Origin of the sequence: Sphingomonas sp. VDB2 (assembly GCF_047946695.1) — a bacterium.
Taxonomy (GTDB): Bacteria; Pseudomonadota; Alphaproteobacteria; order Sphingomonadales; family Sphingomonadaceae; genus Sphingobium; species Sphingobium bisphenolicum.
Map to the genome: position 1 here is coordinate 3,498,709 of NZ_CP159615.1, position 13,990 is coordinate 3,512,698.

Below are 13,990 nucleotides of genomic sequence, written 5' to 3' on the forward strand. Positions count from 1 at the left end.
TTCGTTTGAATTCGGTTCATGGGCATCCTCTCCTGGCGCCGATGTTTTCTCGGCTGCCGTAAGGGAAACTGCCAGATTCGCCGCCGTTCGTCAATGAACGGAGGCCGCGTCACGAAATGCCTATTCCCGCCCGGCCCTGATCGCCGCCCCGCCGGCGAAGGGCGTGATCGCGACCAGCAGCAGCGACGCCGCGCCCAGGAACTTCAACGCCGCGCCGCTGCCGTCGCCCAGCGTCCCTGCGCCGAAGATCAGCAGCGGCACCGCCAGCGGCAGCGCCAGCAATCCCGCGAGCGCGCCGCTCGATCGCAGCCCGGCGGTCAGCGTCGCCACCAGCAGGCCCAGCGCCGCCAGCGCGGGCGTGCCGATCAACAGCCCGATCTCCAGTTGTATGATCGTCGCCCCGTCCAGCTTCAGCAGCGCCGCGGCGGGCAGGGTGGCGATCATCAGCGGCGGGCCGAAGCCCAGCCAATGCGCCGCCAGCCGGGCGATCACCACCATTTCCTCGCCGATGCCGCGCAGCGCGATCTGGTCCAGCACGCCGCTGTCCCGGTCCGGCGCGACCAGCCGGTCGACCGGCAACAGGCTGGCGAGCAGGGCTGCGATCCACAGCATCCCGCCGCCGGTGCGCCCCAGCAGCGCGGCATCCGGCCCGACCGCAAAGGGGTAGAGGCTGGCGACCAGCAGCAGGAACGCGACCGGCAGCCACAGCCCCGCCGACGCCCAGGCCTGGCGCAAATCCCGCGCGGCGAGCAGCCAGAGCAGTCTCATGCCGGCTCCGCCTGATAGTCGCCCAGCGCGATCAGCACCGGCGCGTCGATCGGCAGCGGCTGGTGGGAGGCTGCGACTACGATCCCGCCTGCCGCCATATGCGTCGCCACCGCCGCGCCCAGCAACGCTGTGGACGCCGTGTCCAGCCCGTTGCCCGGCTCGTCGAGCAGCCAGATCGCGGCCCCGCTGGCGATCACCCGCGCCAGCATCGCGCGCTTGCGTTGCCCGGTCGACAGCATCCGCACCGGCACCTCGGCCAGCGCCGTCAGCGCCATCGCGTCCAGCGCCGCCGCTACCGCCTGGCCGTCGGCCCGATCCAGCCTAGCCCAGAAATCGAGCGCTGGGCGCAGCGGCAGGTCGGCGTCCAGCGCCAGACGCTCGTCGGTCAGCGCGATCCCGCCGGTTCGCTCCACCGTGCCGGCAAAGGCCGGCAGCAGCCCGGCAATGACTCGCAAAAGGCTGGACTTGCCCACGCCATTGGGGCCGGTCAGCAGCGCCCCGCCGCCCGGCGCCAGCGCCAGGTTCACGTCCCGGAACAGCATCCGCCCCCCGCGCAGGCAGGCCAGCCCGTGCAGGCGCAGCGCCGCCCCGCTCATGAGGCGACCATATCCTCCAGCACATGCATATCGATGTCGGACAGGCCGAAATGATGGCCGATCTCATGCACCACGACATGGGTGATGAGCGCGTCGAGCGGCACGCCGGTTTCGACCCATTCGTCGAGCAGCGGGCGGCGGAACAGATGGACGGTCGGGGGCACGTCCCCGGTCTGCGCCTCCTGGCCCACCGGACGGCCGCTATACAAACCGGTCAGGCCGAACGGGTCGTCAATCTCCATCTCCTTCAAAATGTCGGCTGGCGCGAACTCCTCCACGAACAGCACGACATCGGACAGATGCGCGTTGAACGGGTCGGGCAGGCGACTGAGCGCCTCCAGCGCGAGCGTCTCGATCTCCTGGGGGGTCGGGGCGAAGCGGAGCGGTTGACCGGGGTGCGACATGCCTGCCACATAACCTAAGGCATTTCAGGCCCCAAGGCATTTCATGAGGATAGGGACATGATTGGCAAACTGAGCGAAGAGGATCGCGCCGTCGCGCTGGCCGACCTGCCGCAATGGACCAGCGTGGCGGAGCCGGAAGGCATATCGCGCCGCTTCACCTTCACCGATTTCGTCGGCGCCTTCGGCTTCATGACGCGGGTCGCGATCCTGGCCGAAAAGGCGGATCATCATCCCGAATGGTCGAATGTCTATAACAGGGTGGACATTCTTCTCACCACCCATGACGCGGGCGGCCTGTCACAACGCGACATCGACCTCGCCCATGCGATCGACGCGCTGGCGGATTGAGCATTCAGTAGTTGGAGACGCCCTCGATCCGGTCCTCATAGCCCCGCAAGGCCGCCGTCACAGATCGATCGCCTGCATAGCGCCGCCGCAGCATCGCCAGCTTCGCGTCGGTGCCGCTGCACAATTCGGCGATATTTTCGGCGATATAGGCGCGTCGTTCGGCGTCATAGGGTTCTTCGCCGCGGAAATGGTCGCACCCGTCGCGGTCCACCATGAAGGCGGTGACTTCCTGCGGGAAGGGCAGCGCCGACCCGCCATCGTCGGACGGCGGCAGGTCCAGCGTGTTGCGCGGCGCAGGCTGGGCGCGGACCGTCACGAGCGGCGACGCCTTCACCGGCTTCGCCACCGGTTCGGCCGCGGGCAGCAGCGGGGTGGGGTCCGGCTCGATCGTGGCGACGGTCGCGACTGGCGGCGCAGCGCCATTGTCGGCCTGCGCACTGTCGGCGGACGAGCCGCGACAGCCAGCCGCCAGGGCCAGCATCAGCACCACAGGAACCAGACCCAAACGCCCGCTCACCCGATCTCCTCCCGCAAGCTGGCGATCAAATCGGCTACATGGGGCAGCCGCGACTCTTCTTCGTCCAGGATCGCCAGAAACGCGGCCCGCCTATAGTCGGCCAGAGCGTCGGGCGAAAGACGGCTTGCTGCGGGCATTGCCGAAATCACGATGTCCAGAAGCCGCTCGGCGCCGTGCAATCGGCCCCACAGATAGTCATTCTCGCGATAGACCCTGCTAAAGAACGCGCCGAAGTTGTTGAATTCAATGCCCTTGAGTGTGGCGGCCGCGCCACCGCCGCGTATCGCGCCACAATCTTCCGGCGAAATCCGGTCGACTTTCACCGGATCATATTCATCCAGAGTGTCACCCTGGAGCAACGGTAGGGTGGCGATATCGGTGAAGGGAAAGCCCAGATAGGCGAGCAGCATCGTCCGGCGCCCCGTCTTGGGCAGCGCCGCGAAGGCGTCCGCCAGCATCTGGTCGGCCGCCTCGTCCCGCGCCTTCAACCCCCGCGCCTGTGCCACCGCCGCCAGCGCGGCGGCGGCATCGGTCGACACCGCCTTGGCCGCCGCGGCGACGTCGGCGCCATGGAAGTCGCTATCCTCGCATTCGGCATAGAGCGTCAGCGCGCCATAGATGGCGTCGTGCATCCCCTGCACCGCAGGATCGTCGGCCTGCGCGTCCAGTTCCAGCGTGTCGGCCAACCGCCGCGCCAGATAGCGCAGGCGGCGGATGCGAAAGGCCAGGTCGTGGGCGCGGAAGAAGGCGACCGGGGCGGAGGCCGAACCGCTCTCCGCGCTCAACTGGTCGGCGCCATCCTTGCGGATATCGGCCCAGATCGCCTGGCGATAGCTTTCGCGCATCATGGCGCTGTCTTCGCCGCTCAGGCGGAACAGCAGCGCGCAGAGCGATTCGACGATGCCCGACAATTTCAGGTGCCCATAGGCCGGATAGGCAAAGCCCGCCGCGCTCGCCGCCCGCTGCTGCGCCTTTGCGCGCCAGGCGGACAGGCGTGCGGGCGTCGGCCGGTCCAGGAACAGCATCTTGCCGATCGCGCTCTCCACCTCCGTCTCGATGCCGGGACGCAGCGCGTCCAATATCCGCCGCATCCGCCGGATGCGCGTGCTGTGCCGGTCGATCGCCTCCAGATTGTCGCGGATCGGCTGTTCGCGCGGAATGTCCGACAGCGCGCCGAAAATGGTGCGGAAGAAGCCGGGCAGGGGCGTGTCCGCCCCGGTCGGCGCCTCCTGCTGCTCGCCTTCCTTGTTCAGGCGGATGGAGCGGTGCCCCGGCTTGGGATCGATATAGACGAAGCGTCGGTCGACTTCACGGCGCGAGGGCCGGTTGCGCAGCGCGCCGATCGCCTGGGCGAAGGGCGCATTGGCCAGCACCGATCCGTCGATCAGCACCGCATCCTCGGCCGTCCCGCGTGCGGCATGGCGGGGCAGGGCGCGGCCCAGAAAGGCGTCGCGAGTCGGCCAGGCGCGATGGCGGCGCTTCAACACCCGGTCCAGTTCGCGCACGGTGAAGGGCGGGAAGGCGCCGGGGAAGCTGGCGGTCGCGCGCGCCGCGAACACCAGTTCGGCCGGATCGGCGAACGGTCGCTCCCCGCGTCCGCGCGCCTTGAAGCCGATCGACAGCCGATGCTCGGTCTCGATCACCTGCGGCGGGCTGTTTAGGTTCAGGCTTTGCGGATGCCCCTCGAAATCGGTGACGGTGACGAACAGGTCCAGCGGATGTCCGTCGGGTAGCAGCGGCGGACCATTGCCGGTCGCCGCCATCGCGTCGAAGGCGTCGATCAGCATGGTGGAGAATATCTCCCCGCCAAAGGGTGGCTCGAACCAGCGCGACCGGATGAAGCGGGAGAGTTTCATCCGCACTTCCTCGCGCGTGTCCGGGGCCACGGTGCGCTCCACCGCGTCGCCCGGCCGCCGCGCCGCCATCCAGACCAAAGGCGTCGCCCAGAATTTGGTCATGGCGCGGGCCGGGCGCGCATCGGGATCCAGCAGCCGGTCGACGTCGGCATTGTCCAGCCACATGCGTGTCAGGGGCTCCAGCGACTGGCCCGTCTCGATCGCCTGCGCCAGGAAGATGCCGTTGATCCCGCCCGCGCTGGCGCCCGCGATGATGTCCGGCATGACGCGCAGTCGCACGCCGCTGGCCGCCTCCATCGCTGCCAGCACCTGGGCATAGACCGTCTCGCTGCCGCCGCCGCCCGGCGCGCCCTCATGAAAGGCGCGGCTGGCGCGCGCCAGATGCCACACCTCCTTGGTGATGCCATGCATGTAGATCGCCAGGCTGATGCCGCCGTAGCAGACCAGCGCCAGGCGCAATTCCCGCTCCTTCATGGGGCCAGCGTCGCAGAGCGCGGCGGACTTGTCGAGGCTGACAAGTCAAAACAACGGAGGCAGCGGCTACCCAACCGCAAACTCGGCCCAGATCGGCAGATGGTCCGACGCCTTCCTTGCCGCGGCGCTTTCATGGACGCCACAATCCTTGAGCGTCAGCTTGCCGCAGTGCATGATCCGGTCGAGCCGCGCCACCGGCCGCCGCGCATGGAAGCTCCGGCCGCAGGGCGCAAAGCTGTAATGGCGCGCAAAGTCGGCCAGGCAGCCTCGCCCGGCGCTCCATTCGTTGAGATCGCCCATCAAGATCGTCGGCATCGCCGCGCCCTGCGCCGCGGCATGGATCACCGCGGCGGCCTGCTTGCGTCGCCACAGGCCCGACAGGTCGAGATGCATCCCGAACACGCGCAGGCTCGCGCCGCCCGTCGTCACCTCCGCCATGGTCGCGCCGCGCGGCTCCAGATAGGGCAGGTGCAGCACGTCATGTGCGCCCAGTTCGGCGTTCTTGCGCACTAGCAGCGCATTGCCGTGCCATCCCATCGAATCGGCCTGTACGTCCAGCGGCACCGCTTTATAGTCGCTCTGGCTGTCCATCAGCCGTGGCGGGATCGCCGCCGACCGCACGCCGAAACGCCGGTCGGCCTCCTGCAAAGCGATAATATCGGCGTCCACTTCCGCCAGCACCTCCAGCACCCGTTCGGGCATCCGCCGCCGGTCGGTGCCGATGGCTTTGCGGATATTATAGCTCGCGACGCGAATATTTTCCATGGCCGTAACAATGCGCCAGCGCGCCGGATGTTTCCAGCGGCGCGATGGATGTTCTTGCATTGTTCGCACTTGCCCGCCATATCGTGACCATGGCCAAGGCAAAGCGCAAATTCGTCTGTCAGCAATGCGGCACCGTCGCGGCCCGCTGGCAGGGCCAGTGCGAGGATTGCGGCGAGTGGAACAGCATCGTCGAGGAAGCGGCCGAAACGGTTTTCTCCTCGCGCCACGACCTGCAAAATGGCGGCCGGGCGATCACGCTGATCGGCCTCGACAGCAAGGTCGAACTGCCCCCGCGCACCAGCACCGGCATCGCCGAGTTCGACCGGGCGCTGGGCGGCGGCATCGTTGCGGGCTCCGCGACGCTGATCGGCGGCGATCCGGGCATCGGCAAATCGACCCTGCTGTTGCAGGCGGCGGCGCGGGTCGCCGCGCGCGGCCTGTCCGTCGCCTATATTAGCGGCGAGGAAGCGACCGACCAGGTCCGCTTGCGCGCGCAACGGCTGGGCCTGGGCAATGCGCCGGTCATGCTCGCCAGCGCGACCTCGGTGCGCGACATATTGACGACCCTGAGCGAAGGGGCGCCGCCCGCCCTGCTGGTGATCGATTCGATCCAGACCATGCATAGCGACCTGATCGAGGGCGCGCCGGGCACCGTCAGCCAGGTCCGCGCCTCGTCGCAGGAACTGATCAAATTCGCCAAGCAACGCGGCACCGCCCTGATCCTGGTCGGCCATGTGACCAAGGACGGCAGCATCGCCGGCCCGCGCGTGCTGGAACATATGGTCGATACCGTGCTGGCGTTCGAGGGCGAGCGCAGCCACCAATATCGCATTCTGCGCGCGATCAAGAATCGCTTCGGCGGCACCGACGAGATCGGCGTCTTCGCCATGGTCGCCGAAGGACTGGAGGAGGTCGCCAATCCGTCCGCCCTGTTCCTGACCCAGCGCGACGAGACGGTGACGGGCGCGACCGTCTTCCCCGCACTGGAAGGCACGCGGCCGGTGCTGGTCGAAATCCAGGCGCTGGTCGTGCGCCTTTCGAGCGGCGCGACCCCCCGGCGCGCGGTGGTCGGCTGGGACAGCGGGCGGCTCGCCATGGTGCTGGCCGTGCTGGAGGCGCGCTGTGGCCTCAGCTTCTCGACCTGCGAAGTCTATCTGAACGTCGCGGGCGGCTATCGCCTGTCCGATCCCGCCGCGGACTTGGCCGTCGCCGCCGCTCTGGTGTCGGCCCTGTCGGAAAAGCCGTTGCCGTCGGACGTTATCCTGTTCGGCGAGATTGCGCTATCGAGCGAAATCCGCCCTGTCGCCCATGCCCCGCTGCGGCTGCGCGAAGCGGCCAAGCTCGGCTTCAACCGCGCTTTCCTCCCCGCCGCCGCGGCCGACGGGGTGAAGGGAATCGCGGTCAGTGGTTTCCGTACCCTCGCGCAGCTTGTTGACCAGATGCTGGGACGCGGATAGCCACGCTGGCAATGAACGCCATCGACATATCCGTCCTGCTCGCCATCGGGGGTTGCGCCGTGCTGGGCCTCATGCGCGGTTTCGTGCTGGAAACCCTCTCGCTCATCGCCTGGGTGCTGGCGATCTTCTGCATCCGCCTGTTCCACGCCTCCGTCGCCGAAGTGCTGACGCCCTTTGTTGGCGCCCCCAGCGGGGCGGCGATCCTGGCGCTGGTGCTGGTGTTCGGCGTCACTTTCGGGGCGGGCAAGATGATCGCCCACGCCATCGGCCGCCGAACCCGCCAATCGGTGCTGGGACCGGTCGACCGGGTGCTGGGCGGCGGCTTCGGCGCGGTCAAAGGGCTGATCGGCGCGACCCTGCTCTTTCTCGCCTTCAGCCTGGTCTATGACACATTCTACGGCAGCGGCGCGCCCCGCCCCGACTGGCTGTCGGACGCCCGCACCTACCCGCTGCTCAACGCCAGCGGCCAGGCGATCAGCGAATTTCTGGCGGAACAGCGGGCGAAGAAGCCTGCGATGGAAAACCAGTAACCTCCGTTCGGTTACAGCCACCCCTTCTCCCGATAGGCCGCCACCGTCGCCGTCAACCCGTCCTGCGTCTTCACTTGCGGCAACCATAGCCGCTTGGGCGGCTGCTTGCGCTTGGCGACGACCCAGTCGGGATGGCAGAAATAATCGACCCGATCCGGCGTCAGCTTGGCCTTTTTACCGCGCACCATCCGGTCGGTCCGCGCCGCGATGTTCAGCAGCCATCCCGGCGTGGCGAAGGTTCGCACCGTCCGCCCTACAGCCTGGCCGATCGCGGCCCCGAAATCCTGATGATCCCAGCCGCCCGGCGTGCCGTCATCCACCTCATAAGTGCGCGTCAGGCTGTTCTCGCGCTCCTGCGTCAACGCCAGCAACAGCGCCGCCAGATCGCGCACATGGATCACCGACAAGCGCCCGCCCGGCGGCAGCAGCATGATGCCGCGCTTGGCCATGCGGAAAAGCTCCAGCATTTCCTTGTCGCCCGGCCCGTAAATCGCTGGCGGGCGGACGATCGTCCAATCCAGCCCGCTCGCCTTCACATGCTTCTCGGCCAGTTCCTTGGACCATCCATAGTCGGACAGGCCCGGCTCGCGCGCCGCCAGCGATGACACATGGATCAGCCTCTTGATCCCGCGTTTCCGCATCGCATCGACCACCGCCATCGTGCCGCGCGCATTGCCCGCCTCAAAACCCTCGCGGTCGGGCGCGTTCACCACGCCTGCGATATGGATCACCGCATCGGCGTCGCGCACCAGCGCATCGAGCGCGGCGGCATCGTCCAGCGACCCATGCACCCATTTCAGCTTCGCGCGCGGCGGCTGCGCCCGGCGAGTCAGCGCATTGATGCGCAATCCATCCGCCAACGCCTGCTCCAGCGTTTCGGCGCCGACGAAGCCCGTCGCGCCGGTCATGGCAATCCGCATCTGCTGCATGTCGCTCAGACCATCGCCATATGGTCGCGATGGACCAGTACGGACCGCGGCATTTCGCCCAGCAGCGCAGCGATATCCTCGCTGCGCCTGCCTGCGATCTTTGCCGCCGCCTGGCTGTCATATTCGATGAGGCCACGGGCGACGACCCGGCCGTCCTGGGTCACGATATCGACCACGTCGCCGCGATCGAACACGCCCTCGACGCGCGCGACCCCGGCGGGCAGCAGGCTGTTGCCTTTAGTCAGCGCCTTTTCCGCGCCTGCATCGACGATGATCCGCCCGCGCGTGGTCAGCCGTCCGGCCAGCCACCCCTTGCGCGCGCCTTTTCCTTGCGCGGCGAGGAAGATCGATCCCTTGCCGCCACCGGCCCAGTGGGACAACGGCGCGTCCACCTTGCCCGAAATGATCGCCAGATGCGCGCCCGCGCCGGTCGCGATCCGCGCGGCCTGGATTTTCGACACCATGCCGCCCGATCCCATGCCCGACGCCGACCCATCATCGGCCATAGCCGCGATCCGCGCGTCGATCGTCTCTATCGTCTCTATCAGCATGGCGCTGGCATCGGCGTGCGGGTTGGCGGTGTAAAGCCCGTCTACATCGGAAAGCAGCACAACCGCGTCAGCCCGTGCCGCCTGTCCGATGCGCGCCGCCAGCCGGTCATTGTCGCCGAAGCGGATTTCGGCTGTCGCCACGCTGTCATTCTCATTGACCACCGGCACGACATTGAGCGCCATCAGCCGCTCCAGCGTGGCCGAGGCGTTGAGGTAACGGCGGCGATTTTCCAGGTCGTCCAGCGTCACCAGCATCTGTGCGGCGGTGATGCCCTTTTCGTCGAGCAGGCTGGCCCAGCATTGCGAGAGGGCGATCTGCCCCGTCGCCGCCGCCGCCTGCGCATCCTCCAGTGACCCGCGCCCGCCCTTGGGCAGCTTCAGCCGCCGCGCGCCCAGCGCGATCGCGCCCGACGACACGATGATGACCTGCTGCCCCGCCGCGCGACGCACCGCGACATCGGCGACCAGCGTGCGCAACCAGTCCACCCGCACCGCGCCCGCCGGATCGACCAGCAGCGCGGAGCCGATCTTGACGACTAGGCGGCGGACGAGGGCAGGGGGGAAACCGGAGAGGGCGTTCATGGCGGTCTAAAACAACATCCGTTCGGTTCGAGCTTGTCGAGAACCCTCGCGCATGGTTCTCGACAAGCTCGAACCAAACGGAGGTAGGGCTATAGCGCCGTCAGATCGGCGACCATGTCCCGTCGCTTTCTTCCCCGCTATCTTCGGACGCCTCGCGCGCATCCTCGTCCATTACCAGCAGCACCGCGTCGAGCAGCGCGCCCACGCCCTCGCCGGTCGCGCCGGAGATGATGAACACGTCCTCGACCCCCGCCTCTTCACGCAGCTGGTCGGCAATATCCTCCATCAGCTCCTGCCCCAGCAGGTCGCCCTTGTTGAGCACGACGATCTGCGGCTTCTCGTCCAGCCCCTCGCCATAAGCGGCCAATTCCTCGGTGACGATATGAAAGGCCTCGATCGGATCGTCGGTCGTCGCGTCGATCAGGTGCAGCAGGACGCGGCAACGCTCGATATGCCCCAGGAAGCGATCGCCGATGCCGACCCCTTCCGCCGCGCCCGCGATCAGGCCGGGAATGTCCGCCAGCACGAACTCGCGGTCGCGATGCAACACCACGCCCAGTTGCGGCTTGGTGGTGGTGAAGGCATAGGCGCCGACCTTCGCCTTGGTGTTGGTCACCTGATTGATGAGCGTAGACTTGCCCGCATTCGGCATCCCCACCAGCCCGACATCGGCCAGCAGCTTCAGCCGCAGCCACACCCACATTTCCTGGCCAGGCCAGCCCGTGCCATGCTGGCGCGGCGCGCGATTGGTGCTGGTCTTGTAGGACATGTTGCCCCGGCCGCCGTCGCCGCCACGCAGGAAGGTGACGCGCTGCCCGACCTCAGTGAAGTCGGCCAGGACGTCCTGGTCCTCATAGTCGCAATTGCCGTCCTCGTCCTCGCTGCCTTCGATCGGCTTGGGGTCGGACAGGATCTGCGTGCCGACCGGCACCTTGATGATCAGATCCTTGCCGCCCGCGCCATAGCGGTTCTTGCCCATGCCGGGCGTGCCGCGCTGCGCCTTGAAATGCTGCGTGTAGCGGAAGTCGATCAGGGTGTTGAGACCCTGCACCGCTTCGAAGATGATGTCGCCGCCCTTGCCGCCATTGCCGCCGTCGGGACCGCCATATTCCTCATATTTTTCGCGGCGAAAACTGACCGCGCCGGGGCCGCCCCAGCCGGATTTGATATAGATTTTGGCTTGATCGAGAAAATGCATGGGCGGCCCATAACCGCAAAAGGGGAAAAGTTAAACCTTGGCCTGCGCCGCCATCGCCGCAGCCTCCTGCATCAGCGCGAAAGTCAGGCTGCGCGTGGCGATTTCGCGCGCTTTTTCGCGCGGCAGGGCAAGCGCGGCAGCCATCGCGCCACCCAATTGCGAATCGCCCAGCGCCAGCAGCACCAGCATCAGCGTATTGTCGCGGATCAGTTCGGCCAGATGCGGGGTCAGCGCGCTCGCCGCCAGCTTGTCGACCAGCCGGTGGATCGCCTCCACCACCGGGTCCAGCGCATCCTCATTGCCCGACGCCAGCATCCAGCTCGCCAGCGCGCCCGCGCCCTCCCGGTCGAACGCGTCGAACGTCATGTCGACGATCGTGCGTGGACTGACCTCGCCGCGTCGCGCGGCATCCACCGCTTCGCCGATCTTGGCGGTGATGGTATCGGCCAGATGCGCCGCCAGCGCCTTCTGCAATCCCGCCGCCGATCCGAAATGGTGCAGCAGATTGGCGTGCGTCCGCCCGACCCGCCCCGCCACGGCCTTCAACGTCACCGCCTGCGGCCCTGCCTCGATCAGCAGGTCGCGGGCCGCCTCCACGGCGACGAGGCGGCTTTCATCCGGGCTGAGGCGCGCGCGTTTTATTGACATGATTGTAAGCAACTCTTATTTACATCAATGTAAGTAACGACCAGAGACATTCCCATGACCCCGACCGACCTCACCATCACGCCGCGCGACCGCCGTTTCGGGCGGAACCGTGCAACGGCGCGACATTGGCTGAACGGCGACCCGATCGCCACGGCTTTCTTCAATGCGCTGTCGATCACCTTCCCGCGCGGCGAAGCCTTTTTCATCGAGAGCGTCCGCGCTTTCCGCGACGGCGTGCCCGACAGGCTGGCAGGCGAGATCGCCGCCTTCACCAAACAGGAAGTCGTCCACAGCCGCGAACATATCGCCTTCAACCGGCAGGTGACCGACCATGGCTATGACGTGTCGCGCCTCGACGCCGACGTGACGATGGTGCTGGACTTGGCCAAACAGCGCCCGCCGATCGCCAGCCTGGCCGCGACCATGGCGCTGGAGCATTTCACCGCCATCCTCGCACATGAGCTGCTCCGCGATCCGCGCCATCTCGACGGCGCCGACCCGGAGAGCGCGGCGCTGTGGCGCTGGCACGCGATCGAGGAGATCGAGCATAAGGGCGTTGCGCACGACACCTGGGTCCATGCCACGCGGGACTGGAGCCGCTTCAAACGCTGGTGGGTCAAGACGGCGATGATGCTGGTCGTGACCAGGCATTTCCTCCACCATCGCGCTCGCGGGATGATGGACCTGTTGCGGCAGGACGGCATTACCGGGCGGCGCGCCTGGCGCGGGCTGCTGCGCTATGCGCTGGTGCGGCCCGGTATCGTGCGCCGGGTCGTGCGGCCGTGGCTGGGCTATTTCCTGCCCGGCTTCCATCCGTGGGCGATCGACGACCGCGCGCTCATTGCTCTCGCCGACAGCCCCTACGCCCATGCGCGGCCTGACGGCGCATGGCCTTCGACCGCTTGACCGGACGCGGGCAGGGGGCTCTTATCGGCGCATGACCGATGCCCCCACACTCGAAACCGCCCGTCTGGTCCTGCGCCCCCATCGGGTGGACGACTATGGCGCCTGCCGGACCCTCTGGGCCGATCCGGACGTCGTGCGCCATATCGGCGGCGTCCCGCTCGACAGCCAGGCCGTCTGGTTTCGTATCCTGCGCTATGCCGGCATGTGGCCTTTGCTCGGTTACGGCATGTGGGTGATCGAGGCGCGCGACAGCGGCGCTTTCCTGGGCGAAGCCGGACTGCTCAGCGCGCAGCGGGGTCTTGCCGAACTGGAGGGCGTGCCGGAAGCCGGCTGGGTGCTCGGTCCGCAAGCCTGGGGCAGGGGGATCGCCACCGAAGCGATGCAGGCGATATTGAATTGGAGCGACGCCCATCTCGAAGCGCCATCGCTCCGCTGCATCATCGATCCGGGCAATATGGCCTCGATCAAGGTCGCCGAGAAACTGGGTTTCCAGATGCTGACCGACACCGAACTGGGCGGGAAGCCGACGCGGGTGTTCGATCGACCGAAAGCGCCTCCCCTGTAAAGGAAGGCGCCCAATCAGGCCGCCATCGGCACGACCGCATCGCGATACAGGTCTATCGCCGGGTCGTTGCTCTGCCGTCCGGCATCGCCTTCCTCGAACAACAGACAATCGACCAGAGCGTCGCGGCCCAGGCTGTAGCGTTGCGCGGTCCGTCCGCTGAAGCGGAAGCCCAGCTTGCGCAGGACGTTGCCCGACGCGCGATTGTCGGCGAAATGACCGGCGCGAATGTCGCGTACGCCATTGGCCCGCGCCATGCCCAGCACGGCGCGCGCGGCCTCGGTCGCGAAGCCCAGGCCCCAATAGGGACGGGCGATCCAATAGCCGAGTTCGGGTGCGCCATCCTCGTCCATATGGACGCCGCAGCCGCCGACCAGGCGCGGCGCGCCCTGGGTGCGGGTGAAGGCCAGCAGGCGGGGCAGTTGCGGATGCTGCGGCAGCGCCAGAAACGCCTCTGCATCGTCCGGGCCATAGGGGCTGGGCGCGCGCGACAGGTTGCGCAGGATCGCCGGGTCGTTGATCGTCTGGGCCAGCGTGGCGGCATCTTCCATCCAGCCCGGACGCAGGAGCAGGCGGGGGGTACGGGCAAACATTCTCGTCTCTCCTCTTGTCTGCGCCCTTAGCCGCCAATCATGACGACTTCGCGACGCGCGGTTCTGGATGAATCCCCGCCCGCAAGACGCGCGAGAAGACGTGGAGTTCCAGAGGCTTGGAGGGAAATCGGAAGAGAAATGCACCCTTGTCTGTCAGCACCGTTCCGGCAAGGAACGGGCAACGGAAAAAGGGGCGCTCCCATGGAAGGAGCGCCCCTTGTTTCCCTCGAAACCGGTGGATGCCCATGCAGGCTCCGACCGGGAGGATCGCCCCTTTTGCGGGGGACGATCCGTCATCGATCGTCC

At 67.4% G+C, this 13,990-nt stretch carries 16 protein-coding genes; 5 read left to right on the forward strand and 11 right to left on the reverse strand.

What is annotated here, in order from left to right; all coding sequences use genetic code 11:
- Positions 1–120: 120 nt before the first annotated feature.
- The 3 genes from ABT375_RS17450 to ABT375_RS17460 are packed head-to-tail and all read right to left on the reverse strand — an operon-like array spanning position 121 to position 1,768.
- The gene (locus ABT375_RS17450) at positions 121–768 is read right to left on the reverse strand and encodes a heme exporter protein CcmB (protein WP_224548436.1); all 648 of its coding nucleotides are present in this window, start codon (positions 766–768) and stop codon (positions 121–123) included.
- Complete coding sequence (ccmA, locus tag ABT375_RS17455) at positions 765–1,364, reverse strand: heme ABC exporter ATP-binding protein CcmA (protein WP_416463482.1); 600 nt, start codon at positions 1,362–1,364, stop codon at positions 765–767. Before ccmA ends, ABT375_RS17450 begins: the two co-directional genes overlap by 4 nt.
- Entirely contained in the window at positions 1,361–1,768 is a 408-nt protein-coding gene (locus ABT375_RS17460) for a metallopeptidase family protein (RefSeq protein WP_066604047.1), read from the reverse strand. Before ABT375_RS17460 ends, ccmA begins: the two co-directional genes overlap by 4 nt.
- 21 nt (positions 1,769–1,789) lie before the next feature.
- Here ABT375_RS17460 and ABT375_RS17465 point away from each other — a divergent pair, with 21 nt between their 5' ends.
- Positions 1,790–2,116, forward strand: a complete 327-nt coding sequence (locus tag ABT375_RS17465; RefSeq protein ID WP_416464930.1) for a 4a-hydroxytetrahydrobiopterin dehydratase — start codon at positions 1,790–1,792, stop codon at positions 2,114–2,116.
- 4 nt (positions 2,117–2,120) lie between these two features.
- Here ABT375_RS17465 and ABT375_RS17470 read toward each other — a convergent pair whose 3' ends face one another.
- The 3 genes from ABT375_RS17470 to ABT375_RS17480 all read right to left on the reverse strand — a co-directional run bounded on the left by ABT375_RS17470 (position 2,121) and on the right by ABT375_RS17480 (position 5,728).
- Positions 2,121–2,600, reverse strand: a complete 480-nt coding sequence (locus ABT375_RS17470) for a hypothetical protein (protein WP_224548527.1) — start codon at positions 2,598–2,600, stop codon at positions 2,121–2,123.
- 29 nt (positions 2,601–2,629) lie between these two features.
- Positions 2,630–4,963 (reverse strand): patatin-like protein, encoded by a 2,334-nt coding sequence (locus tag ABT375_RS17475; RefSeq protein ID WP_261936782.1) that lies wholly within the window; start codon positions 4,961–4,963, stop codon positions 2,630–2,632.
- 66 nt (positions 4,964–5,029) lie between these two features.
- Entirely contained in the window at positions 5,030–5,728 is a 699-nt protein-coding gene (locus ABT375_RS17480) for an endonuclease/exonuclease/phosphatase family protein (RefSeq protein ID WP_416464931.1), read from the reverse strand.
- An 89-nt stretch (positions 5,729–5,817) separates the two neighbouring features.
- Between ABT375_RS17480 and radA the strand changes: the two genes are divergently transcribed.
- Both radA and ABT375_RS17490 read left to right on the forward strand, forming a co-directional pair.
- Positions 5,818–7,185, forward strand: a complete 1,368-nt coding sequence (gene radA, locus ABT375_RS17485) for a DNA repair protein RadA (RefSeq protein WP_416464932.1) — start codon at positions 5,818–5,820, stop codon at positions 7,183–7,185.
- 11 nt (positions 7,186–7,196) lie between these two features.
- Positions 7,197–7,715, forward strand: a complete 519-nt coding sequence (locus ABT375_RS17490) for a CvpA family protein (RefSeq protein ID WP_416463484.1) — start codon at positions 7,197–7,199, stop codon at positions 7,713–7,715.
- Between the two features lie 11 nt (positions 7,716–7,726).
- Here ABT375_RS17490 and ABT375_RS17495 read toward each other — a convergent pair whose 3' ends face one another.
- The 4 genes from ABT375_RS17495 to ABT375_RS17510 form a co-directional block, all read right to left on the reverse strand.
- Positions 7,727–8,623 carry an NAD-dependent epimerase/dehydratase family protein gene (locus tag ABT375_RS17495; RefSeq protein ID WP_416463485.1) on the reverse strand — a complete coding sequence of 299 codons (897 nt, stop codon included), beginning with the start codon at positions 8,621–8,623 and terminating at the stop codon, positions 7,727–7,729.
- A gap of 26 nt (positions 8,624–8,649) precedes the next feature.
- Complete coding sequence (gene proB / locus ABT375_RS17500) at positions 8,650–9,777, reverse strand: glutamate 5-kinase (RefSeq protein WP_416463487.1); 1,128 nt, start codon at positions 9,775–9,777, stop codon at positions 8,650–8,652.
- Positions 9,778–9,877: 100 nt separating this feature from the next.
- Positions 9,878–10,975 carry a GTPase ObgE gene (gene obgE / locus ABT375_RS17505; protein ID WP_416463488.1) on the reverse strand — a complete coding sequence of 366 codons (1,098 nt, stop codon included), beginning with the start codon at positions 10,973–10,975 and terminating at the stop codon, positions 9,878–9,880.
- A gap of 30 nt (positions 10,976–11,005) precedes the next feature.
- Complete coding sequence (locus ABT375_RS17510) at positions 11,006–11,623, reverse strand: TetR/AcrR family transcriptional regulator (RefSeq protein WP_224548446.1); 618 nt, start codon at positions 11,621–11,623, stop codon at positions 11,006–11,008.
- Between the two features lie 54 nt (positions 11,624–11,677).
- Here ABT375_RS17510 and ABT375_RS17515 point away from each other — a divergent pair, with 54 nt between their 5' ends.
- A complete protein-coding gene (locus ABT375_RS17515) occupies positions 11,678–12,529 on the forward strand; it encodes a metal-dependent hydrolase (RefSeq protein WP_416463489.1) in 852 nt (283 codons plus the stop codon).
- 31 nt (positions 12,530–12,560) lie between these two features.
- Positions 12,561–13,094, forward strand: a complete 534-nt coding sequence (locus ABT375_RS17520) for a GNAT family N-acetyltransferase (protein WP_416463490.1) — start codon at positions 12,561–12,563, stop codon at positions 13,092–13,094.
- A gap of 14 nt (positions 13,095–13,108) precedes the next feature.
- On the opposite strand, the gene ABT375_RS17525 is transcribed toward ABT375_RS17520, so the two are convergent.
- The gene (locus ABT375_RS17525) at positions 13,109–13,684 is read right to left on the reverse strand and encodes a GNAT family N-acetyltransferase (RefSeq protein WP_416463491.1); all 576 of its coding nucleotides are present in this window, start codon (positions 13,682–13,684) and stop codon (positions 13,109–13,111) included.
- Between the last annotated feature and the right edge of the window lie 306 nt (positions 13,685–13,990).

Excerpts from the sequence above, each read along its gene's own strand:
- ABT375_RS17490 (WP_416463484.1), top strand. The coding sequence starts at position 7,197 with ATGAACGCCATCGACATATCCGTCCTGCTCGCCATCGGGGGTTGCGCC.
- proB (WP_416463487.1), bottom strand. The coding sequence starts at position 9,777 with ATGAACGCCCTCTCCGGTTTCCCCCCTGCCCTCGTCCGCCGCCTAGTC.
- ABT375_RS17460 (WP_066604047.1), bottom strand. The coding sequence starts at position 1,768 with ATGTCGCACCCCGGTCAACCGCTCCGCTTCGCCCCGACCCCCCAGGAG.
- ABT375_RS17475 (WP_261936782.1), bottom strand. The coding sequence starts at position 4,963 with ATGAAGGAGCGGGAATTGCGCCTGGCGCTGGTCTGCTACGGCGGCATC.
- ccmA (WP_416463482.1), bottom strand. The coding sequence starts at position 1,364 with ATGAGCGGGGCGGCGCTGCGCCTGCACGGGCTGGCCTGCCTGCGCGGG.
- ABT375_RS17480 (WP_416464931.1), bottom strand. The coding sequence starts at position 5,728 with ATGGAAAATATTCGCGTCGCGAGCTATAATATCCGCAAAGCCATCGGC.
- obgE (WP_416463488.1), bottom strand. The coding sequence starts at position 10,975 with ATGCATTTTCTCGATCAAGCCAAAATCTATATCAAATCCGGCTGGGGC.
- ABT375_RS17525 (WP_416463491.1), bottom strand. The coding sequence starts at position 13,684 with ATGTTTGCCCGTACCCCCCGCCTGCTCCTGCGTCCGGGCTGGATGGAA.
- ABT375_RS17520 (WP_416463490.1), top strand. The coding sequence starts at position 12,561 with ATGACCGATGCCCCCACACTCGAAACCGCCCGTCTGGTCCTGCGCCCC.
- ABT375_RS17515 (WP_416463489.1), top strand. The coding sequence starts at position 11,678 with ATGACCCCGACCGACCTCACCATCACGCCGCGCGACCGCCGTTTCGGG.
- radA (WP_416464932.1), top strand. The coding sequence starts at position 5,818 with ATGGCCAAGGCAAAGCGCAAATTCGTCTGTCAGCAATGCGGCACCGTC.
- ABT375_RS17510 (WP_224548446.1), bottom strand. The coding sequence starts at position 11,623 with ATGTCAATAAAACGCGCGCGCCTCAGCCCGGATGAAAGCCGCCTCGTC.
- ABT375_RS17495 (WP_416463485.1), bottom strand. The coding sequence starts at position 8,623 with ATGACCGGCGCGACGGGCTTCGTCGGCGCCGAAACGCTGGAGCAGGCG.
- ABT375_RS17450 (WP_224548436.1), bottom strand. The coding sequence starts at position 768 with ATGAGACTGCTCTGGCTGCTCGCCGCGCGGGATTTGCGCCAGGCCTGG.